The organism is Burkholderia sp. Bp8963, from assembly GCF_003854275.1.
In the GTDB taxonomy this organism is placed as follows: domain Bacteria; phylum Pseudomonadota; class Gammaproteobacteria; order Burkholderiales; family Burkholderiaceae; genus Burkholderia.
Window position 1 is genome coordinate 61,204 of sequence record NZ_QTQP01000031.1, and the last position, 21,061, is coordinate 82,264.

The following is a 21,061-nucleotide window of genomic DNA, read 5'->3' on the forward strand; positions in this document are numbered from 1 at the left end:
TGGAATAGTTCAATCAGCGTCATGCATTTCATTTGCCACCGTGTGTTTTGCGCCGTTTCGCCAACGTCCATTCCGATCCTTGGTCGCACATCATGATTGACACGAATTTGATTCATAAGGCCCTTGCGAACCCCTTTCGGCGTGAAATCCTGGCGTGGCTGAAGACGCCGAATGAGGAGTTCGTGCGGGGGCCTATCGACTCTCGTCATGGCGTCCCATCAAATGCGATTCATGCGCGTAGCGGTCTGTCACAGTCGACCGTATCGGCACATATCGCGACGTTGATCGACGCCGGGCTTCTCGTTTCGACTCGAGTGGGTCAGTGGATTTTTTTGTCTCGGAATGAAGAAGTGATACGAGCATTTGGCAAGCACGTTTACTTGCACCTGTGACATGCGGTTGAGTCAATCGATATGTAGGGCACGAGCGGCCTACTTCTACGCATCAACGCGGCACGATCTCCGGGCTGTTCCCGAACCGCTTGTGTTTTCCGGACAGAGTTGAGCGTCAGTGTCCTTCTTTGTTCGTCTTCGGTTGTCGGGGTTGCTGCTGCGGGTCGGATCCGGTTTGCGTCGGCACCCTCGTACACCGGTCCGGCGGCGCTATATAAGGCACGTCGTGGCAGCAGCACGCATAAACCGGAAACCCGTACGCGTTCGTGCCGATGATGGTCGTGGGCCCGTGCAGCGGGCAAACTGCTTTCACGGCGTCTAGTGAAACTCATTGGTCAACTGGTCATATCGTACACGTGGACCTTCAGCTCGTCAGCTCTGCTGGGTGATCGACCGTCCAGGACACACGACCATGCCCCGCTTGTTCTTCAAAATGATCGATTCGATCAATTAAGGGGGTAAACCCGTGATTGATTCGAGCGAAGCTTGCGCGTAGCATGATCGAAACAGTCATAGATCAGCTCTTTTCGACGTCCAGGTGATTGAATCGATCACTCGGCATGTGACGCAAGGGGCAAACGTGACGAGGCGGCCCGTTACCGTGTCGAGCAATGCGCATCGGATCGTCGCGGCGGCCGGTGTACGGCACAAGGTCTGAGCCGGAATACGGCGTTGCGGAATAGCGCCGGGCGACATGCGTCGGCCCGGCAAGACACTGGAGCTTGAGGATGGCAATCACTTTCAAGGGAATCGTCCCGGCACTTATCACGCCGATGACGCGGGATGAGGAAATCGACGAGCCAGGACTGCGCACGCTTGTCGACCGCCTGATCGATGCAGGCGTTCATGGCCTGTTCGTGCTCGGCACGAACGGCGAGTTCATCGCGCTTTCCGACGAAGAGAAGGTGCGGATCGCGCGCATCGCGGTCGATCAGGCGCGCGGCCGCGTGCCCGTGATCGCAGGCACCGGCGCCTATGCGACGCGTGACGTGATCGCACTCAACGGCAGGATGCAGGACGCGGGCGTCGACGCGGTGTCGGTCATCACGCCGTACTTCAACGGCGCGACGCAGCAGGAGCTGTTCGCGCACTACGAGCGGATCGCGCGCGCCACGTCGCTGCCGGTGATGCTCTATACGATTCCCGCGAAGGCCGGCGTCACGCTGTCCGTCGAGACGGTGCGCCGTCTCGCGGAGATTCCGAACATTCGCGGGATCAAGGACAGCGGCGGCGATTTCGATCGACTGTTGCAACTGATCAACCTGCGCCGCGACGATTTCGCCGTGTTCACGGGCACGGACTCGATGATCCTGTGGACGCTGATCGCCGGTGGCGATGGCGCGGTGGCCGCGACGACCAACGCGGTGCCGAGCGTCGTCATGTCGATCTGGAACAACTTCCAGGCCGGCGACCTTGCCGCGGCGCGGCGTGCGCAGGAATCGCTTCGCCCGCTGCGCGACGCGTTCGCGCTCGGCACGCTGCCGGTCGTGCTCAAGGAAGCGGCCGACATCCTCGGCATGCCCGCCGGACCGGCGCGCGCGCCGGCGCAGCCGCTCGACGCCGCGGCCCGCGACCGCCTGCTGAAGGCACTCGCGATCTATCCGCGCGTGTCCTGAGCGCGCCGACACACCGCCGCATCCATTGTGCAATCGACCGAAACAGAGAACCCCGCCATGCATCCCGTGTACCACTTCCAGACCGTCAAGCACATCGTGCACGGCCCCAACAGTCTCGAACAACTCCCCGACAAGCTCGCGCTGCTCGACCGGCCCGTGCGCCGCATCGCGTTCATCACGCAGCCGTTCATCGAGGCCAGCGGCATCGCGGCGCGCGTCGTGGCGTCGCTCGCGAGCCGGGACATCGAGACGCTGATCGTGCACGACGTGCAACCCGAACCGACCATCGAGAACGTCGAGACCGTGTTCCGCGACCAGATCGAGCCGTTCGCGCCGGACGCCGTGCTGTCGATCGGCGGCGGGAGCGTGCTCGATGCGGCGAAACTCTTCGCGGTGCGCCTGACCAACCGGCAGCCGCTGCGCGAATGGCTCGGCATTGACCTGATCGCGTCGCCGGGCGTGCCGTTGATCCTCGTGCCGACGACGTCCGGCACGGGCTCCGAAGTCACGCCTAACGCGATCGTCACGCTGCCCGACGAAGCGTTGAAGGTCGGTATCGTGAGCCGCCACCTGTTGCCGCAACTCGTGATCCTCGACGCGACGCTGACGCTCGACCTGCCGAGGCCGATTACCGCGGCGACCGGCATGGACGCGTTCATCCATGCGCTCGAATCGTACATCTCGACCAAGGCGAACCCGATCAGCGACATGTTCGCGATGGAGTCGATGCGGCTGATCGGCGCGAACCTGCTCGACGCCTATGAAAACGGCCACTCGCTGAAGGCGCGCGAGGCAATGTTGCTGGGATCGATGTACGGCGGCCTCGCGTTGACGGCCGCAGGCACGGCGGCCGTGCATGCGCTCGCCTACCCGCTCGGCGGCATGTTCAACATCTCGCACGGCGTCGCCAATTCGATGCTGCTGCCGCACGTGATGGCATTCAACCTGGACGCGATCGTCGACCGCCTCGCGAACGTCGCGCACGCGCTCGACATCGCGCAGCACGACGACAGCGACGAAACGGCGGCGAACAAGCTGCTCGAACGGATCCGCGAATGGACGGCTGCGATGGCGATTCCGCAGGACCTGCGCGCGTTCGGCGTGGCGGACGAGCACGTCGATGCACTCGCCGTCGCCGCGTCGAAGGTGAAGCGGCTGCTCGGCAACAATCCGAAGCCGCTGAGCATCGACGACATCAAGTCCATCTATCGCCGGTTGCTGCCATGACTTCGCAGCCTAACGGCCCTGTGCGGCTGCTCATCATCGGCGACGACCTGTCGGGAACGGCAGACTGCGCAGTGACGTGCACGCGCTACGGTCTCGACAGCGCGGTCGGTCTCGGGCCGAACGTCGACGCCGCGGTGTCCGGCGTCGACGTGCTCGCAATCGATACCGACACGCGCCGGCACGACCGCGACAGCGCGGCGCGACTGAACCGCGACGCGTGGAGCCGGTACGCGGACGGCCGCAAGCTGGTCAAGAAGATCGATTCGACGCTGCGCGGCAACGTGGCGGCCGAGATCGCCGCGCTGACGCAGGCCGGCATGGCGATCGTCGCGCCCGCGTTCCCCGCGGCCGGCAGGACGACCGCCGGTGGGCGACAGTTCGTGCACGGCGTACCGGTCGAGCAAGCCGAGGTGTGGCGCAACGAGCACATCGAAGGCAAGGCCGATCTGGTCGCGATGCTGTCGGACGCGGGCCTGCGTGTCGCGCACGTCGATCTGGCGTGCGTGCGGGCCGGTGTCGCAGCGCTGCGCGCGCGGCTCGCCGCGTGTCAGGCCGAATCGTGCGAGGCGGTCGTGTGCGACAGCGAAACGGACGACGACCTCGCGAACGTCGCGGCGGCATCGGCTGCGCTCGACCGCGTGTTCTGGGTCGGGTCGGCCGGGCTCGCCGCGCCGCTCGTTGCAGTGCTCGCCGGCGGCACGCAGCCCGAGGTCGCGCGCGGCGCCACGGTGCACGGTCTGCCGGACTTCGGCGCATCGCATCCGCGCGGCATCCTGGTGGTGGTCGGCAGCATGTCGAGCACGTCGCACCGGCAGGTCGCCGAGCTGCGCGCGGCCGCGGCCGAGTCGATCGACACGTTCGACGTCGATGCGCGCGAACTGCTCGATCCGGTCAGCTCCGCCGCGCTGACGCTCGCCGCACGCGTGTCGGGCGCGCTGATGCGAGGCCGTCACGCGGTCGTCGCGCTCGGTCAGGCCGAACGGTTGCAGCCGGACGACGGGCCGCTGCTCGCGCGCCGGCTGGCCGAGCATCTGGCGCCGGCTGCCGGCCATGCCGCCGGATTGATCGCGACCGGCGGCGAGACCGCGCGCGCGCTGCTATCGACGATGGGCGTCAGCACGCTGAAGGTCCTGACGGAAATCGAGATCGGCGTGCCGCTGCTGGCCGCCGAACATGCCGGCCGCACGCTACCGGTCGTCACGAAGGCGGGCGGCTTCGGCCAGCCCGACACGCTTTATCGCGCATGGCAACGGCTCGTCGCCATGCAGCAAGCGGATGCGCATGCATCGCATCAATTCAGCGGAGAGGAAAACATGACATATCGTCCGGTAATCGGAATCACGATGGGCGATGCCGCCGGCGTGGGACCTGAAATCATCATGAAGAGCCTCGCGCACCGGTCGGTCTACGACGGCTGCCGGCCGCTCGTGATCGGCGACGCGAAGCGTCTCGTCGATGCGGCACGCCGAACCGGCGTCTCGCTGACGGTGCGCCCGATCGCGACGCCCGCCGATGCGCGGTTCCAGTACGGCGAAGTCGATTGCATCGATCTCGGCCTGATTCCGGAAGACCTGCCGTACGGCAAGCTGTCGCCCGTCGCCGGCGACGCGGCCTACCAGTACATCGCGCGCACGGTCGAGCTGACGTCCTCCGGCGAGCTCGACGCGATCTGCACGGCACCGCTGAACAAGGAAGCGCTGCACGCGGGCGGGCACATTTTCCCGGGGCATACGGAGATGCTCGCGCATCTCACCGGCATTCCCGAAGTGTCGATGATGCTCGTCGCGCCGAAGCTGCGTGTGATCCACGTGACCACCCACATCGGCCTGCTCGACGCGATTCGCCGCATCGAGCCCGGGCTCGTCCAGCGCACGATCGAACGCGCGCACGAAACGCTCGTGCGCGCGGGCATCGAATCGCCGCGCATCGGCGTCTGCGGGATCAATCCGCATGCGGGCGAGAACGGCCTGTTCGGCTACGGCGAGGAAGAGGAAAAGATCATCCCAGCCGTCGAAGTGCTGCGCGAGCGCGGCTGGGACGTGGAAGGGCCGCTGCCGGCCGATACGCTGTTCTTCCGGGCCGGGCGCGGTGATTTCGACGTGGTCGTCGCGATGTACCACGACCAGGGGCATGGTCCGGTCAAGGTGATGGGCCTCGAAGCCGGCGTCAACGTCACCGTCGGTCTTCCGGTGATCCGGACCTCGGTCGATCACGGTACGGCGTTCGATATCGCCGGCAAGGGCATCGCGGACGAAGGCAGCATGCTCGAGGCGCTCAAGCAGGCCCAGGACCTCGCGACGCGCCGCGCGGTGCAGGCCGCTTAGCGACAATCGGCAATCGACCGCAGGCTGCGCACACGCAGCCTGCCGATCCAGGGCGCGCCGTCCACCGAGCGCGACCGGAACTTCCAACACACGGAGACATCGATGAATCAGTTCACGGCATGGGACACGACCATCATCGTCGCGATGGTGTGCGTGTATGTCGCGGTCACGGCATGGGTCAGCATTCGCCTGCGCAGCAAGACGCCCGAGCAGTTCATGGTGGCCGGGCGCTCGACGCCCGCGATCGTGATCGCCGTCCTGCTGATGTCCGAGTTCATCGGCGCGAAGTCGACGATCGGCACGTCGCAGGAAGCATTCAAGGTGGGCATCGCCGCATCGTGGTCGGTGCTGGCCGCATCGATCGGATTCCTGCTGTTTGGCCTCTTCATGGCCAAGCGCTTGTACCAGTCGGGCGAGTTCACCATTTCCGGATTCATTGCGCAGAAATACGGCAACAAGGCGAAACTCGCGGTGTCCGCGGTGATGATCTATGCGCTGTTCGTCGTGAACGTCGGCAACTACGTGAGCGGGGCGGCCGCGATTTCCACGGTGCTGCGCGTCAACCTGCCGACGGCGGCGCTGATCACCGCGATCGTCAGCACGATCTACTTCGCGTATGGCGGGCTGAAGAGCGTCGCGTACGTGACGATCTTCCACAGCGCTGTCAAGCTGCTCGGCATCGGGATTCTCGTGTGGGTCGCGCTGTCGATGACAGGCGGCATCGCACCGATGGTGCACGCGATGCCGCAGCATTACTTCACCTGGAACGGCCTGTTGAGCGGCGGCACGATCGGTGCGTGGGTGATCGGCACGGCCGGCGCGATTTTCTCGACGCAGTTCATCATCCAGGCGATCTGTGGCGCGAAATCCGCGAACGACGCGCGCAACTCGACGCTCATCGCGAGTGCGCTCTGCGTGCCGCTCGCCGTCGCACTGGGCCTGCTGGGTGTCGCGGCGCGATACCTGTTCCCGAACATCAAGAGCCTCTACGCGCTGCCGGTGTTTCTCCAGCACATGCATCCAATGCTGTCGGGCATCGTGACGGTGTCGCTCGTCGCGTCGATCTTCGTCAGCGTCAGTACGGTCGCGCTCGCGATCGCGTCGCTGGTCGTGAAGGATTTCTACGTGCCGCGTTACCGGCCGACGCCGGAGCGCGAACTCCGCGCGACACGTGTCATCTCGCTCGTCGTCGGGTTCCTGCCGCTGATTTTCGTGCTGTTCGTGCCGCAGATCCTCGCCCTGTCGTTCTTCACGCGCGCGCTGCGCCTGACGGTGACCGTGGTTGCGCTGATGGGCATCTACCTGCCGTTCTTCAACAGCAGCCGTGGCGCGATTTCCGCGCTGGTCATCGCGACGCTCGCGACCACGGTCTGGTACCTGCTCGGCAACCCGTTAGGGATCGACAACATGTACATATCGCTCGCGGTGCCGGCTGTCGTGATGGTGGTCGAGAGGCTGCTGTTTCCGCCGTCGCACCCGTCGCGCCGTGTCGACCACGGGCGCGTCGCGCACAACGACCTTTGACGCGGGGCCGAACGATCCATCACGCCATGACTGAACGTAACGGAAATTCAACGATGACGAGTACCTCCACCTTGCCCGAGCAGGCCACGGCGATGCCGGGGCGTCTCCATCATCCGGCCGGCGACGACGCGCGAACCGATGCCTACTTGCCGGCCGCGACCGTGCAGAATCACGCGGCCAACCTGATTGCGCTCGCGAACGGCGACCTGCTGTGCGCATGGTTCGGCGGCACGCAGGAAGGCGTGCCGGACATCTCGATCTATCTGTCGCGACTCGCCGCGGGCAGCACGACGTGGACCGACCCCGTGCGGCTGTCCGATGATCCGACGCGTTCCGAGCAGAACCCCGTGCTGTTCGCGGCGCCGGACGGAACTCTGTGGCTGATCTACACGGCGCAGTTGTCCGGGCACCAGAATACGGCGATCGTGCGGCGCCGGATCTCCGGCGACAACGGGCACACTTGGGGGCCGGTCGAGACGCTGTTCGACCGCCCGGGCACCTTCGTGCGCCAGCCGATCGTCGTGGCGCCGGACGGCGCGTGGCTGTGCCCGGCGTTCCTGTGCCGCGTCGCGCCGGGCGAACGCTGGTCGGGCAACGACGACGTCAGCGTCGTGATGCGGTCGACCGATGGCGGCGCGAGCTGGACGGCGCATGACGTGCCGGCGAGCGTCGGGTGTGTGCACATGAACATCCAGCCGCTGAAGGATGGCACGCTCGTCGCGCTGTTTCGCAGCCGCTGGGCCGATCACGTGTACGTGAGCCGCTCGACGGACGGCTGCACCTGGAGCGCGCCGCAGGCGCTCGACCTGCCGAACAACAACTCGTCGATCCAGTTCGTCGCGCTCGCCAACGGCCATCTCGGCCTCGTGTTCAACGCGAGCAGCGCCGCGCAGAGCACGGAGCGCCGCGCATCGCTGTACGACGACATCGAGGATTCGGAGGACAGCGGCACGCTCGTCACGCAGGCGGCGTCGACGCGCGGCACGGCTTTCTGGGGGGCGCCGCGCGCGCCGATGACGCTCGCGATCTCGCTGGACGGCGGCCGCACCTGGCCGCTGATGCGCAACCTCGAGACCGGTGACGGCTACTGCATGACGAACAACTCGACCGACAGGCTGAACCGCGAGTTCTCGTATCCGTCGATCGTGCAGTCGGCAGACGGCCGGCTCCATATCGCGTACACGTACTTCCGCCAGCGCATCAAGTACGTCGGCGTGACGGAGGACTGGGTATCGGCCGGCGCGCGTGCGGCTGCGTAGGCGGCGCGCCCGGCATCCGCATCGGCATTGGCCGGCAACGGGCGTCGGGGCGGGAAAAGTGGATACACTACGTCGGCGCGAGCGCACTCGCGCGGATGCCCGCGATGCGAGCGGGCGATGTTTCCAACCTTTTCCCGATCAGAACATGAAAGTTGCTCGCCGCCGGGAGGCCATGCTCCAGGCCGTCCTGTCCGGAATGACCGAAGTCGCCGCGTTGTGCGACCACTTCGGGATGTCAGAGGCCACCGTGCGCCGCGATCTGCGCGCGCTTGCCGACGAAGGCCTGATCCTGCGGACTTACGGCGGCGCGGCATCGGTCGGCGCGCACGCGCCGGAAGAGTCGCTCGAGCAGCGCAGCCACAGCTTCCAGGCGGAGAAGGAGGCGATCGGGCTCGCGGCTGCACGGCACATTGCCGCGGGCGACACGGTATTCCTCGACGGCGGCACGACGACGGCCGCGCTCGCAAGGGCGCTGGTGACCCGCCAGGACGTTCGGGTCGTGACGAACAACCTGCTGGCGGTGCAGATCCTCGCCGGAAGCAACGTTCCGTTGACGCTGCTCGGCGGGGACGTGCGCGAATCGAGCATGAGCACGCTCGGCTCGATCGCGCAGCTCGCGCTGACCCGGATCAGCTTCGACAAGGCGTTTCTCGGTGCGGACGGCGTGGTGCCGGGGCGCGGGCTGTGCGAGGCGACGGCCGAGCAGGCGTACCTGAAAGAATGCGTGATGCGTCAGGCCGCGGAAGTCTTCGTGCTGGTGACGGCGGACAAGCTGAATCGCGACAGCCAGCAGCACTGGGCGCCGATCGAGAAGACGTGGACGTTGATCACCGACGCGACGGCGCTGCACGACGGGCTGCGCGCATTCGACAACCTCGCGGGCGTGAAGATCGAATCGGTTGCGACGGAGCCGTAACCCCCTCGAATCACCCCCGCATGTTTGAAGCGGGAACTCACATGACCAAGCGGATCGTAGTGACGGGGGCGAGCTCGGGTATCGGACGCGCAATTGCGGCGCGATTGCTCGATGACGGTCATGTCGTCGTTGGCCTGAGTCGCACCGAGCCGGATCTGAATCATGACCGGTTTCACCATGAGCGCGCCGATCTGGCGGATCTGGATTCGATCGGCCCGCTTGCGCGGCAACTGGGCGCCGTCGACGGGTTCGTTCATTCGGCCGGTTTCATGAAGACCGCTCGGCTCGGCGAGCTCGACGCCGCAAGCGGCGAAGCGATGTGGCGGATTCATGTGGGCGCGGCCTCCGCACTTGCCGACGCACTGGTTCCGGCGATGCGCGACGGCGGACGTATCGTCCTCATTGGCAGCCGTACTTCGGGCGGGGCGGCCGGCCGAAGTCAGTATGCGGCCGCGAAGGCTGCCGTCGTCGGCATGGCGCGATCGTGGGCGATCGAGCTGGCGCCGCGCGGCATCACGGTCAATGTGGTGTCGCCGGCCGCAACCGAAACGCCGATGTTGAAGGACCCTGCGCGCACGTCGAGCGCACCCGTGATGCCGCCTATCGGCCGATACATCCGCACGGAGGAAGTTGCCGCGCTCGTCGCGTTCCTGATCGGCCCGGATGCGGGCGCGATCACCGGTCAGCAAATCATGGTCTGCGGCGGGAGTTCGCTCGCGCACGCGTAGCGCGTGACGACGTTATTGTCCGGCCGATCCGCGCACGCGCACGCGATACGTCGCGTTGCACGTGCGCTTTTCCTTCGTGTACCTGTTCAGAACCGCGCATTGCCAGGTATGGCGCAATCCAGCGTGCCACTCGAGACTATGCCTTTCGCTCCAGCAGGTCTGTTGCGAAAGTCTTCGCATGCGCTATGGCTTCTTGCGCGTCGAGGAATACACCGAGTTGCTCCCAGTGCTCTTCGACCGCGTACGTTCCTTTCACGGCGAGTGCCCTCTGAACGCGTAATTGCGCTGCGTATCTGCCGTCCTCCAATGGTCGAGCAGTTGCTATTACCTTGTGCGGAAGGCCGGATCGTTCCGGCTGAACCAACTCGACAGGACCGCCAGGTACGCCGATATCTTTCAACTCGTTCCTGGCTTTGCAGTCCGGGCAGTAAAAGCACCAACCCGCGTCCTCGTGATTGGACCTGACCTGCCCGCGTGCCAGCACGGCACGACATTCAACGTTTTCGCAGATGAACGGCATAGCAGTCTCCGGAGTTGTTTGGAAGAAATCCTAGCATGTCCGCCGACGGCCAACCACCTATCTCCTCAAAGGGAGGAGACAAGGGCCCGCGCTGGAACTGATCTCGCGCGAGGCGGACGTTTGTCAGGCCTTATACCCCGCTTTGGCGGAAAGACAACGCGCCCGAGCGACGCCGACATACGATTGCAATTGCAATTATGTCGGGGCGATCATGCCGAAATATCGTTGCGATTGCGACTCAATGTGCGCACGTGCGCGGTCGCCCGAGGATGGTCGAGGCCTATGTCGCGATCACAGACGTCCACTCAACCGTTCCCCGGAAGAATATCTTCCGTAATACGTGGATTCTCTCCATTCCCGGTTCAATCTAGACTGACTTCCAATATGACGGCTGCCGCCCCGGCGCCTGTTCAGCGGATGGAGGTCACCATGCAGCAAGCGATCCTGGATCGGCCGGCGCCGCCCGCGTTCAACGTGGGGCTGGGCACGATGTACGCGCAGCGCAATGAGCACTACTGGCGGCGCAATCTCGCCGTCTGCGTGTTCGGTTCGTTCACGACGCTGGTCAGCCTGAGCATGCTGCTGCCATTCCTGCCGCTGTACGTGCGGCAGCTCGGCATCGAATCGCAGTCGGCCGTGATCCAGTGGTCGGGCGTCGCGTTCGGCGCGACGTTCCTCGGCACCGCGGTGACCGCGCCGTTGTGGGGGCGCCTCGCGGATCGCTTCGGTCGCAAGCCGATGCTCGTGCGGGCCGCGGTCGGGATGGCGGTCGTGATGTCGCTGATCGGCGTCGCGCACAACGTCTACGAACTCGTCGCGCTGCGGCTCATGGCCGGCCTCGTCGGCGGATATGCGTCGGCGTCCACGGTGATGGTCGGCACACAGGCGCCGCGCGAGCGCGCGGGCTGGGCGCTCGGCATCCTGTCGACCGGCGCGCTCGCCGGCAATCTCGTCGGGCCGCTGGTGGGCGGGCTGCTGCCCGGCTGGCTCGGGATTCGCGGCACGTTCTTCGCCGGCGGCGCGATGATCGCGGTCGCGGCGCTGTTGACGATGTTCGTCGTGAAGGAAGATTTCCACCCCGGCACCGACGCGCGGCGCGACGCGGCCGGCCCTGCGACGGACACCGCGCGCCGCACGCGTTTCGCGGTCGTTGCCGCGCTGCTCGTGACCGCGATGATGGTACTGCTCGCGAACATGTCGATCGAGCCGATCATTACCGTCTACATCGGCGGCCTCGGCGTCGGCGCCGATCACCTCGCGCGCGTCGCGGGTGTGGTGATGGCCTGCTCGGCGCTCGGCAGCATGCTGACGGCGGCGCGGCTCGGCGCGCTGGCCGATCGCATCGGCAGCTGGAATGTGATCGTCGGCTGCCTGCTGCTGACCGCGCTCGCGATGCTGCCGCAGGCGTTTGTCACGCACTGGTGGCAACTTGCGGGGTTGCGCGTGCTGATGGGGATGACGCTTGCGGGGCTGCTGCCGTCGATCGGCAAGCTCGTCAGGCAGTCGGTCGACGAGCGCGCGACCGGACAGATGCTCGGTTACCTGCAGTCCGCGCAATTCAGCGGGCAAGTGATCGGGCCCGTGATCGGCGGCCAGATCGGCGTGAGCGTCGGCCTGCATTCGGTGTTCTTCGTCACCGGCGCGCTGCTGGCAGCGTGTGCGGGGCTGGTTCACTGGGCGCGCGGGCGCTAGCATGTGCGCAGCTTCGACAGGCGGGACGGGGCGGATCGGAGTTCGGGCGTAGCGGGAAGCCGACACGCGCGACGCGCTTCCCTCCGCCCGGGTTGCCGCGCCAATGTTCGCCGCGTGTTGCCAATCGGGATTCCGGCAGGCGAAACGATGCGCGCCCGCGCGCGCTGATGATGACATCCGATTTCGTAACAGGAGCAGACGACATGAGCAATTCTTCCGACAAGCGAACTCTGCTGCGCACGCTCGGAATTCGCGCGCCGATCGTTCAGGCGCCGATGGCGGGCGTCAGCACGCCGGCGCTCGCCGCAGCAGTGTCGAATGCGGGCGGGCTCGGCTCGCTCGGCGTCGGCGCGACGAACGCCGAGGGCGCCCGCAAGATGATCCGCGACACGCGCGCGCTCACCGACCGGCCTTTCAACGTCAACGTGTTCTGCCATCAACCGGCGACGGCCAATGCGGCGGTCGAGCGCGCATGGCTCGACTGGCTCGCGCCGGAATTCGCGAAGTATGGTGCGATGCCGCCGGCTTCGCTGGCCGAGATCTACACGAGCTTCGTCGCGGACCCTGCGCTGCAGGCGATGCTCGTCGACGAAAAGCCGGCAGTCGTCAGCTTCCATTTCGGGCTGCCGTCCGCTGACGTGATCGCCGCGCTGAAGCGCGCCGGCATCACGCTGTTCGCGAGTGCGACGAACCTCGACGAAGCGCGGCAAGCGGCCGCGGCGGGCGTCGACGCGATCGTCGCGCAAGGCATCGAGGCCGGCGGACATCGCGGTGTATTCGATTCGACCGCGACCGACGACCGCCTCGGCACGTTCGCGCTGACCCGACTGCTGGCCAGCGAGTTCGCGCTGCCCGTGATCGCGGCAGGCGGCATCATGGACGGTGCGGGGATCGCGGCCGCGCTCGCGCTCGGCGCGCAGGCCGCGCAGCTCGGCACCGCGTTCGTCGCATGCGCGGAAACGTCGATCGACGACGGCTATCGCCGCACGCTGCTCAGCGACGCGGCACGCCGCACGACGTTCACGTCGGCGATTTCGGGGCGGGTCGCGCGGAGCATCGTGAATCGCATGACGGAACTCGGCAACGACCCGCGCGCGCCGGCGACACCGGCCTACCCGATCGCGTACGACGCCGGCAAGGCGCTCCACGCGGCCGCGAAGGCGAAGGGCGAGTTCGGGTACGGCGCGCAGTGGGCAGGACAGGCCGCGCCGCTCGCGCGGGCGCTGCCGGCCGCGGAATTGTTCGCCGAGCTGGAGCGGGAATTGCGCGACAGCGTGCGGCAGATGCAGGCGGCGTGGGGTTGATGTCGCGCAATGGGCATGCGCGTGCAGCGGTCACGGCGCTTCGCACGTTCATCGATTGCGCGATGGTGGTTGCCCGTGCGCGCCCGGATCCAGCAGGCTCGTATTGAGGTCGAACGCACCGCGTATCCGACCGAAAGGCGCAAACTGACGGCCGGATGGCGCGCCTTCACCGTACTGTTTGCCCGCCACGCCCGAAGCGGAATTACGCGGCATTGCCGATATCCGATAGTGCATCCCGATTTGGCTTCGTACTGTCGTTCTGTCCTGGGAATCGCCGCGCAACCTGTCGTCCTCGTTGCGCTGCGGTTTGCTCCCGACCAGGGAGCCGCCATCACGCGACCAGCGATCGAGCGCATTGCAAATTCACTGCCCTGCAGGGCTTTCGCAACGGAGTACGCCATGGATGCTCATCGACGCTCGCCTGTCGAGCCGGATAGCGACGTCAGTCTGCTTCACAAAATGGGATACGCGCAGGAACTGTCGCGCCGAATGAACGCGTTCTCGAACTTTGCCGTGTCGTTCTCGGTCATCTGCATTCTGTCGGGCGGCATCACGGCCTTTCAACTGGCTTTCTCGGCGGCGGGCGGTGCGTCCGTCGGGCTTGGCTGGCCGCTGGGCGCGTTGTTCGCGCTGATCGTCGCAGTCTCGATGTCGCAGATCGCGTCGGCGTTTCCGACCGCTGGGGGCCTGTACCACTGGGGTTCGATTCTCGGCGGAAAGCTGTGCGGCTGGATGACCGCCTGGATCAATCTGCTCGGTCTCATTTTCGTCATTGGCGCGATCAATTTCGGCACCTATGATCCGTTTTTCAAGACGCTGATCGCGCCGATGTTCGGCATCAACCCCGACAGCCTGAATTGGTGGCATCAGACAGCCTTCGTCGCGATCATCACGCTTTCGCAAGCGCTGCTGAACGAGCGCGGGATCAAGGTCGCGAGCAAGGTGACCGATTTGTCGGGCTATCTGATTTTCGTCGTGACGATTGTGCTCGTCGGTGCGCTGCTCTGGTATTCGCCGGTGAAAATCGATCTGCACCGTCTGGTGACGTTCACGAATTTCACCGGAGCAGATGGCAGCGCGTGGCCGAAGCAGTCGATGGGGCTGGCGTTCCTGTCGGGATTGCTGCTCGTCACGTACACGATCACGGGCTTCGACGCGTCCGCGCACACGTCGGAAGAGACCCACGACGCCGCGCGAAACGTGCCGCGCGGGATCATCAGTTCGGTGTTCTGGTCGGCGGCGTTCGGGTTCGTGATGGTGTGTTCGTTCGTGCTCGTGATGCCGGACCTGACGGCCGCGATGAAGCAGGGAACCGGCTTTTTCAACGCGATTCTCGCACCGCTTCCTTCGGGCTTGAGGACCACGCTCGTCATTGCGATGTTCTTCATCAATTACGTCTGCGGCCTGGCGGCCATCATGTCGACGTCTCGCATGATGTACGCGTTTGCGCGCGATGGCGGCCTTCCCGCATCGAAGTGGCTTCGGAGCGTCAGCAAAAAGCACCGTACGCCGGGCCCCGCGATCTGGACGTGTTCGTTGCTTGCAATCGTCGTGACGCTTTACGGCGATGCCTTTTCGGTCCTGAGCGCGGGGAGTGCGGTCTTCCTGTTCATTTCGTATGCAGTCCCCATCGCAGCCGGATTTTTCGCGGAGGGCCGTAGCTGGACCGAAAAGGGGCCGTTCGAGCTCGGTATCTGGTCGAAGCCATGTGCGCTGCTGGCGATGGTCGGCGCAGGCATGCTCGCGTACGTCGGGATTCAGCCGCCGAACGAGAAAGTGCTGCATGTGCTGATCGGATTGGTGATCGTGTTGGCGGTCATCTGGTATGGCTTCGGCGTTCGCCATCGCTTCGCCGGGCCGCCGTTGTCCAAGGAAGCGGTTGACACCGACGATATCCGCAAACTCGAGGAGCAGATGGACGGGCTCGCATGAGCGCGCGATGATGGTTGGCCGATAAAGACGGGCTGCCGAGTGGCAGCCCGTTTTCATTTTGCCCGCGTTGCAACGCGGGCAAAGCGTGCTAGACAGCAGAGAAGCAGTTGTCGACGAACAGATGCGTGCCATTGACGAAGCTGGATTCGTCGGAGGCGAGAAAGAGCGCAGCCGCCGCGACTTCGGACGGTTCGCACAAGCGCCCTTGCTGCTCGGCGACGGCCTGCTCGGTCGCATTCACGCCCATCGCCTGCAGTTCTTGCAATTCACGCATGCCATGCGGGGTGCGAATGAAACCTGGGGCCAGTGCATTGCAGCGAATGCCCCGGTCGCGATATTCGACGGCGATTGCCCGCGCGAACATATGGCAGGCACCTTTTGTCGTGTCGTACAGCACTTCGCCCGGCGTTGCACAGACTGCGGAAATCGACGACGTGCAGATGATGCTGCCGCGGCCTTTCTCCAGCATCTGTGGCAGGACGGCCTTCGTCATCAGGAACATGCTCTTGACGTTGACGCTCATCAACCAGTCCCATTCCTGCTCCTCGATCTCGAGGAACGGTTTGACGATCAGCGTGCCTGCGTGATTGAAGAGAACGTCTGCGGCGCCCAGCCGTTCGCGTGCTTCGGCCACCGCACGTTCGACTTCAGCCCGATTCGACACGTCCGCACCGATGCCGATCGCGTGCAATCCGGCATCCCTGAGCCTGGCGGCGAGCGTGCCGGCTGCTTCGCCGCTCCTGTCGATGATCGCAACCCGTGCCCCCTGGGCCGCGAACAATTCGGATGCCGCTGCGCCGCATCCGCCGGCGCCGCCACTGACTATCGCCACTTTTCCGGCGAGCCGACCGTCGATCTTCGCAATCATGCCTTTCATCTCCCGGATGGAGTTCGCTTGCGGTTGGGAATCTTCCTTCAAGCAACGATATTTCGACGACGGGCATCCCGCTATCGGATTTCGGCAAGGACCGACGCCGCGGCGCGAACGGCGGCTTTTTTGACAGCCCGCCGTTGCGACTACAATGGTCCGCACGACTTCACGCTCGACGACGCGATCATGGAGACGCAGACCCTTACCGATTTCAATGCGCAGTCCGATCGTTCGTTGTCCGCATCCGGCGTGGCGTTCCACGCCTGTACGGACGTGGAGGAGCAGGCGCGCGCATTCGACGGCTGGAATCTGAACTACACGCAGATCTCGAAGGGCGCGTTCCACGGCGCTTCGTCGCTGGTGTCACTCGGTGGCATTCGTCTGCTGGTCGAACGTCTCGACAAGGTCATTCTTCAACGCGGCGCGGTGCCGGCCGATCGATTCGCCGTCGCGGTGCCGCTCGAGCTCGAAGGCCACGCCCGCATGTGCGGGGAGCGAAGCGAGCGCGACAGTCTTCACGTGTTTTCCTGCTTGCCCGAGTTCGAGTTCTATTCGCCGGATCGGCATCTGCTCGTGAATGTCGATATCGACGTCGATCGCCTGTCGGCCGAATCGCTGCGCAGCCTCGCCGCTTCGCTCCGCTCAGGCATGACGGCGCCTGTGATCCGGATGACGGCGGACGTGGCGGAAGGCCTTCGCCAACTGCTCAGGCGCATGCTTGCCGCTTCGACGAATCCGGCCGCGACGCCGCCCGAACGTGTCCGCGAATCGGTCGAACTGGTCGAGCGCACGATCCTGTTCGCGTTGGCGGAAGCGCTCGAAGCGCATTCGGAAACCGCTGTCGCAAGCCCGGCGCGCGGCGCGAGGCACTGGACACTGATCAACGCGATTCAGGAGCGTCTTCGCGATCCGTCGACGTGCCCGCTTTCGATTGCCGAGCTGTGCGTGGAACTCGGCCTGAGCCGCCGCACGATCCAGTATGCGTTTCGCGAAGTACTGGACCTGAACCCCGTCTCATACCTGCGCGCAGTGAGGCTAAACCACGTTCGACGAGATCTTCGGCTCGGCGATTCCGTCACGGTGGCGGCAACCCGGTGGGGCTTCCTGCATCTCGGCGATTTCTCCCGCGACTACCGCAGTATGTTCGGCGAGCTGCCGTCCGTGACGGCCAGAAGACGGCACAGCGCGTAGCGCTTGTCGAACCCTTGGCGTTAGGCGCACGTCAATGTTCACGGGCGCAGCAGATCGAATCCGGCGAAGACCACCACGCCGCTGAGCGCGATCAGCGCGACGGAGTGCTGGCCGAAATAGAGAATCGCGGCTGCAAGCCACGACGCGATGCAAAAGGCGCCAATGCGGGCCATCGTTGTACCTCAAAACTCGTCATGAAAATGGACTAGCGTCCGCCGGCGGCACTACGCACTACGCAGTGCGATGGGCCCGACTGGGGAATCGCGCATCCGGATGCAGGGTGCCGCCCGTTCCGCGACCGGCATGCAGGGGCACGGCCATTCATGCGTTCGCGAAGGTCTCGACCGGGGCCGGGCGTCGGGACGGGGACGGCAGCACGCGTGGCGTGCTGCGACCGAAAGAACGGTCGTGGGTGCCGGCGGCGATCGCCAGGGCGACTCCGTTCGGAAGCCGGATCGCAAGATCGGCCGCGACAGACTGAATTTTACCAGTGAACGCGGGGTCTGCCGCGCGGCGCGACGGCGGCGGAACGCGGACAGCCGGTCAGGAAGACTGTCGGCACCGCGCCCGACGTGGTGTCAAGGGCATGTGATCAGCCGGGCTCAAGTTTCATCCGATGAATGCCGTAATCCCGTTGCAAGGAAAACCTTGCATCCACGGCCGAGGATCCCGGCGTCAAACAACTGAAGGCGCTGATCAAGCTGCTGCAGCGCCGCCTCGCCGCGCTGGAAAGGCAGATCGCCAGCGCGGCCCAGCGCGCGAAGCGGAAATTATCCTGCGGTTGCCATGTCGATACCGCGCTGTTCCCGACTGAACAGGATGAGCACTGCTATGCAGACGGCCACGATCCCGGCCACGATCGCCAGCGCATGACCGTAGCTGCTGCCCTTCTGGATAGCGATCGAAGCTTGCAGCGGGGCGTTCACGGACGCAAGGAGGTTGCCCAACTGGTAGACAAGTCCGGGAAAGGTTGCCCGGATGTTTGCCGGCGAGATTTCATTCAAGTGCGCTGGTATGACGCCCCACGCACCTTGCACCGAGATCTGCATCAGAAATGCACCGGCGGCGAGCCATGCCGCATTCGTGGAAAATGCCCAAAGCGGCAGAACAGGCAGGGCAATCAGCGCGGCGGCACAGATCGTTTGTCGGCGCCCAAGGCGTTCAGACAGGATACCGAACGAAAGACCGCCGATCATTGCACCGACATTGAGGACGATCGTAATAAGCGACACGGTGTGGGTGTCGAAGTGATGCTGCTCGCGCAGGAAGGTCGGATAAAGGTCTTGCGTTCCGTGAGCGAAGAAATTGAAAGCGGTCATCAGTACGATCGCGTAGATCGACAGTGTCCAGTTTTGCTTCAGCGTGGCGATCAGTCCAGGACCCTGCCGATGCTCGATGGCTTTCCACGCGGGCGATTCCGGTACCCGTGCGCGAATGAACAACACGAGCAGGGCGGGCAGCACGCCGACGAAGAACATGCCGCGCCACCCGATCAACGGATAGAGGAGGCCGAATACCAGCGACGCGAGCAGGTAACCGCTGGGGTAGCCGGCCTGAAGCAGCCCCGATACGAAGCCGCGCGACTTTGCGGGTACCGTTTCCATTGTCAGCGCTGATCCCACGCCCCATTCGCCGCCCATCGCGATGCCGAATAATGCACGCAAGACGATCAACGTGGTGAGATTGGGCGAAAACCCGGAAAGCAGTTCGAGTATCGAGTAACAGACGATGTTGACCATCAACGTCGGTCTGCGCCCGAATCGGTCCGCGAGCCGTCCGAAGATGAGTGCTCCAAGAGGGCGCAGCGCGAGCGTGAATGTAATGGCGGCTGCAACGGCGGGAATGGTCGTGCTGAACTCCGCTGCGATGTCCTTGAGAACAAAGACCATTAAAAAGAAATCGAATGCGTCGAGCGTCCACCCTAGATAGGCAGCAATTGCAACGCTCTTTTGTTCGCGTGTCCAGTTCATCAGGAAGGGTCTCCAGTTTGTAGTGCAAATGAAATACGCGTGGTCATGTGTCGCTTCGACGGCGTCATGGCGATACACAACTGAAATTCAATGCGTCGTCGCTGCTTCCGGTTCCGTTGTAGCGCGCGACTTGCGGATAGGGGCATAGCGGACGGCTGCGGCTAACCGAGCCGTTGGCCACGACTGATGCGATGACGGATGCCGGTTTGGTTCCTTGGCTGACCCATTGATCGAGGGCCTGGACGATGTCATGACCGGCGTCGGCAACCGGTGGGGTGCCGGTGGATGCGCCGAAGTTCTGCGGGCCGGGGCCACCCGTGCAGTGCTGCATGCCGGGCACCATGAACAGTCTCATGAAGTCATCGGTTTTCGTCGTGCTGCCTTGCAACGCCGTGACCTGGTCGTAATACGCGATGCTGTTGAGTGCCGATATCTGCTGGTCGGCCCACCCGTGGTACACAATCAGTTTTCCGCCCCGTGCGCGGAATGCCTCCAGGTCGGGCGTCGCGTTGAAGATGGTGGATACAGTCTGTCCGTCGATGGTCGCTTGCTGCGCTCGCGTGAAGTCGGCGTCGAAGTCGAAGTTCCGGTTATCGAATGCCGGGTTTTGGAATACGGTGTAGCGGAAGAAGTCCCAACCGCTTCCGCCGGGCGTCTTGCCCGTATACAACGGCGCCCAGCCCGGCTCGCTGCCAGGCGTGTAACCAGGGAAGATCGATGAACCGTCCGATCGACGTGTTCCGCCGTAGATGTGCGTTGCCGCGGCAACCTGTGATGGCGTCAGGCAGTTCGTCGACGATCCGGGCCTGCACTGCAGAGTCGCCGGATCGAAATGGCAGGCGCGCGGATCGTTGACCACACCGTCTTTGACTCCATCATTGGCATCGCAGGCTGCGACGATCGCGGAATTGAGCAGCGCGATGCTGGCCGGGGTGAGGGCGGTTGGATCCTGCAACGCGGGTTCGCTGTTCCACAGTTCAGCTGCCATCAGGTTGACCCAATTCCATCCTGGCGCTCCCGCTACGATGCCATCGTAGTCGTCCGGGTAGCGCGATGCCTCCATCAACGCGTGATGCCCGCCCTGAGAGCAGCCGACGAAGTACGACTTGCTGGGCCCGATGCCGTAAAACTTCTGGAGAATTTCTTTGGCATGGAGCGTGGCGACGTGTTCGGCCCGGTATGCGAAGTCGATGATCTTTTCCGGGTGACCCAACGCCCAGGTCTGTTCGGCCGTTCCGTTGGGCAGATTCAAATTGCTGACGTGACCGTTATCGGTCGCCATCGCGACGTAGCCGGCTTCGAGGGCAGGCTTCATTCCCGAGTAGGCGATCGAGCCCGCTGACGAGCCGGAGCCGACACCCTGGAACTTGCCGTTCCAGCCGGATCGGTCAGGAAGCCAGGTTTCAAATCCGATTTGTGAATCGCCGGTAGGCCTGGCTATCGCGATGACACGACAAAACGACCCTTTGACCGATGTCGTGCCTATGGTCAGGCCGGTATTCACATGAGCGGTCGACGTGATGAGTGTGCCGTCGCCAAACCGGGCACCGGACAACGCCGCACACGCCGCCTCGTCGGCTGACACGACCGGCGGA

General features: G+C 64.7%; 18 protein-coding genes. 12 read left to right on the forward strand and 6 right to left on the reverse strand.

The window, feature by feature from the left end; translation table 11 throughout:
- The first annotated feature begins 92 nt into the window (after positions 1-92).
- A complete protein-coding gene (locus DID96_RS24100; protein WP_124601765.1) occupies positions 93-392 on the forward strand; it encodes a helix-turn-helix transcriptional regulator in 300 nt (99 codons plus the stop codon).
- Between the two features lie 364 nt (positions 393-756).
- Here DID96_RS24100 and DID96_RS38415 read toward each other — a convergent pair whose 3' ends face one another.
- Entirely contained in the window at positions 757-906 is a 150-nt protein-coding gene (locus tag DID96_RS38415; protein ID WP_185732345.1) for a hypothetical protein, read from the reverse strand.
- Between the two features lie 214 nt (positions 907-1,120).
- Between DID96_RS38415 and dapA the strand changes: the two genes are divergently transcribed.
- From dapA to DID96_RS24140, 7 genes are all read left to right on the forward strand, one after another.
- Entirely contained in the window at positions 1,121-2,008 is an 888-nt protein-coding gene (gene dapA / locus DID96_RS24110) for a 4-hydroxy-tetrahydrodipicolinate synthase (protein ID WP_124601767.1), read from the forward strand.
- A 57-nt stretch (positions 2,009-2,065) separates the two neighbouring features.
- Positions 2,066-3,235: an iron-containing alcohol dehydrogenase gene (locus DID96_RS24115; protein WP_124601768.1), complete on the forward strand. Its 1,170-nt coding sequence runs from the start codon at positions 2,066-2,068 to the stop codon at positions 3,233-3,235.
- The gene (gene pdxA, locus DID96_RS24120) at positions 3,232-5,559 is read left to right on the forward strand and encodes a 4-hydroxythreonine-4-phosphate dehydrogenase PdxA (protein WP_124601769.1); all 2,328 of its coding nucleotides are present in this window, start codon (positions 3,232-3,234) and stop codon (positions 5,557-5,559) included. Before DID96_RS24115 ends, pdxA begins: the two co-directional genes overlap by 4 nt.
- Before the next feature lie 102 nt (positions 5,560-5,661).
- Positions 5,662-7,083 (forward strand): sodium:solute symporter family protein, encoded by a 1,422-nt coding sequence (locus DID96_RS24125; protein WP_124601770.1) that lies wholly within the window; start codon positions 5,662-5,664, stop codon positions 7,081-7,083.
- Between the two features lie 53 nt (positions 7,084-7,136).
- On the forward strand, positions 7,137-8,342 hold the full coding sequence (locus DID96_RS24130) for an exo-alpha-sialidase (RefSeq protein ID WP_124601771.1): 1,206 nt from the start codon (positions 7,137-7,139) through the stop codon (positions 8,340-8,342).
- Between the two features lie 145 nt (positions 8,343-8,487).
- Positions 8,488-9,258, forward strand: coding sequence for a DeoR/GlpR family DNA-binding transcription regulator (locus DID96_RS24135; RefSeq protein WP_124601772.1), 771 nt, complete (start codon positions 8,488-8,490; stop codon positions 9,256-9,258).
- Positions 9,259-9,299: 41 nt separating this feature from the next.
- The gene (locus tag DID96_RS24140; protein ID WP_124601792.1) at positions 9,300-9,986 is read left to right on the forward strand and encodes an SDR family NAD(P)-dependent oxidoreductase; all 687 of its coding nucleotides are present in this window, start codon (positions 9,300-9,302) and stop codon (positions 9,984-9,986) included.
- Between the two features lie 136 nt (positions 9,987-10,122).
- On the opposite strand, the gene DID96_RS24145 is transcribed toward DID96_RS24140, so the two are convergent.
- Positions 10,123-10,506, reverse strand: a complete 384-nt coding sequence (locus DID96_RS24145) for a hypothetical protein (RefSeq protein WP_124601773.1) — start codon at positions 10,504-10,506, stop codon at positions 10,123-10,125.
- A 489-nt stretch (positions 10,507-10,995) separates the two neighbouring features.
- Between DID96_RS24145 and DID96_RS24150 the strand changes: the two genes are divergently transcribed.
- From DID96_RS24150 to DID96_RS24160, 3 genes are all read left to right on the forward strand, one after another.
- Positions 10,996-12,198, forward strand: coding sequence for an MFS transporter (locus DID96_RS24150; protein ID WP_124601793.1), 1,203 nt, complete (start codon positions 10,996-10,998; stop codon positions 12,196-12,198).
- Positions 12,199-12,401: 203 nt separating this feature from the next.
- Complete coding sequence (locus tag DID96_RS24155; RefSeq protein ID WP_124601774.1) at positions 12,402-13,502, forward strand: nitronate monooxygenase family protein; 1,101 nt, start codon at positions 12,402-12,404, stop codon at positions 13,500-13,502.
- A gap of 399 nt (positions 13,503-13,901) precedes the next feature.
- Positions 13,902-15,434, forward strand: a complete 1,533-nt coding sequence (locus DID96_RS24160; protein WP_124601794.1) for an amino acid permease — start codon at positions 13,902-13,904, stop codon at positions 15,432-15,434.
- A gap of 88 nt (positions 15,435-15,522) precedes the next feature.
- Here DID96_RS24160 and DID96_RS24165 read toward each other — a convergent pair whose 3' ends face one another.
- On the reverse strand, positions 15,523-16,302 hold the full coding sequence (locus DID96_RS24165) for an SDR family NAD(P)-dependent oxidoreductase (RefSeq protein WP_124601795.1): 780 nt from the start codon (positions 16,300-16,302) through the stop codon (positions 15,523-15,525).
- A 33-nt stretch (positions 16,303-16,335) separates the two neighbouring features.
- Here DID96_RS24165 and DID96_RS24170 point away from each other — a divergent pair, with 33 nt between their 5' ends.
- Positions 16,336-17,496 (forward strand): helix-turn-helix domain-containing protein, encoded by a 1,161-nt coding sequence (locus DID96_RS24170; protein ID WP_311767769.1) that lies wholly within the window; start codon positions 16,336-16,338, stop codon positions 17,494-17,496.
- Between the two features lie 38 nt (positions 17,497-17,534).
- Here DID96_RS24170 and DID96_RS39035 read toward each other — a convergent pair whose 3' ends face one another.
- From DID96_RS39035 to DID96_RS24185, 3 genes are all read right to left on the reverse strand, one after another.
- A complete protein-coding gene (locus tag DID96_RS39035; RefSeq protein WP_124601775.1) occupies positions 17,535-17,669 on the reverse strand; it encodes a hypothetical protein in 135 nt (44 codons plus the stop codon).
- 597 nt (positions 17,670-18,266) lie between these two features.
- Entirely contained in the window at positions 18,267-19,466 is a 1,200-nt protein-coding gene (locus DID96_RS24180; RefSeq protein ID WP_124601776.1) for an MFS transporter, read from the reverse strand.
- A gap of 64 nt (positions 19,467-19,530) precedes the next feature.
- A complete protein-coding gene (locus tag DID96_RS24185; RefSeq protein ID WP_185732346.1) occupies positions 19,531-21,051 on the reverse strand; it encodes a tannase/feruloyl esterase family alpha/beta hydrolase in 1,521 nt (506 codons plus the stop codon).
- Positions 21,052-21,061: the final 10 nt, after the last annotated feature.

What these genes read in the sequence shown, in the direction of transcription:
- DID96_RS24155 (WP_124601774.1), top strand. Translation starts at nt 12,402, where the DNA reads ATGAGCAATTCTTCCGACAAGCGAACTCTGCTGCGCACGCTCGGAATT.
- DID96_RS24150 (WP_124601793.1), top strand. Translation starts at nt 10,996, where the DNA reads ATGTACGCGCAGCGCAATGAGCACTACTGGCGGCGCAATCTCGCCGTC.
- DID96_RS24165 (WP_124601795.1), bottom strand. Translation starts at nt 16,302, where the DNA reads ATGATTGCGAAGATCGACGGTCGGCTCGCCGGAAAAGTGGCGATAGTC.
- DID96_RS24125 (WP_124601770.1), top strand. Translation starts at nt 5,662, where the DNA reads ATGAATCAGTTCACGGCATGGGACACGACCATCATCGTCGCGATGGTG.
- DID96_RS24180 (WP_124601776.1), bottom strand. Translation starts at nt 19,466, where the DNA reads ATGAACTGGACACGCGAACAAAAGAGCGTTGCAATTGCTGCCTATCTA.
- DID96_RS24160 (WP_124601794.1), top strand. Translation starts at nt 13,902, where the DNA reads ATGGATGCTCATCGACGCTCGCCTGTCGAGCCGGATAGCGACGTCAGT.
- DID96_RS24135 (WP_124601772.1), top strand. Translation starts at nt 8,488, where the DNA reads ATGAAAGTTGCTCGCCGCCGGGAGGCCATGCTCCAGGCCGTCCTGTCC.
- DID96_RS24100 (WP_124601765.1), top strand. Translation starts at nt 93, where the DNA reads ATGATTGACACGAATTTGATTCATAAGGCCCTTGCGAACCCCTTTCGG.
- DID96_RS38415 (WP_185732345.1), bottom strand. Translation starts at nt 906, where the DNA reads ATGACTGTTTCGATCATGCTACGCGCAAGCTTCGCTCGAATCAATCAC.
- DID96_RS24130 (WP_124601771.1), top strand. Translation starts at nt 7,137, where the DNA reads ATGACGAGTACCTCCACCTTGCCCGAGCAGGCCACGGCGATGCCGGGG.
- DID96_RS24145 (WP_124601773.1), bottom strand. Translation starts at nt 10,506, where the DNA reads ATGCCGTTCATCTGCGAAAACGTTGAATGTCGTGCCGTGCTGGCACGC.
- DID96_RS39035 (WP_124601775.1), bottom strand. Translation starts at nt 17,669, where the DNA reads ATGGCCCGCATTGGCGCCTTTTGCATCGCGTCGTGGCTTGCAGCCGCG.
- dapA (WP_124601767.1), top strand. Translation starts at nt 1,121, where the DNA reads ATGGCAATCACTTTCAAGGGAATCGTCCCGGCACTTATCACGCCGATG.
- DID96_RS24115 (WP_124601768.1), top strand. Translation starts at nt 2,066, where the DNA reads ATGCATCCCGTGTACCACTTCCAGACCGTCAAGCACATCGTGCACGGC.
- pdxA (WP_124601769.1), top strand. Translation starts at nt 3,232, where the DNA reads ATGACTTCGCAGCCTAACGGCCCTGTGCGGCTGCTCATCATCGGCGAC.
- DID96_RS24140 (WP_124601792.1), top strand. Translation starts at nt 9,300, where the DNA reads ATGACCAAGCGGATCGTAGTGACGGGGGCGAGCTCGGGTATCGGACGC.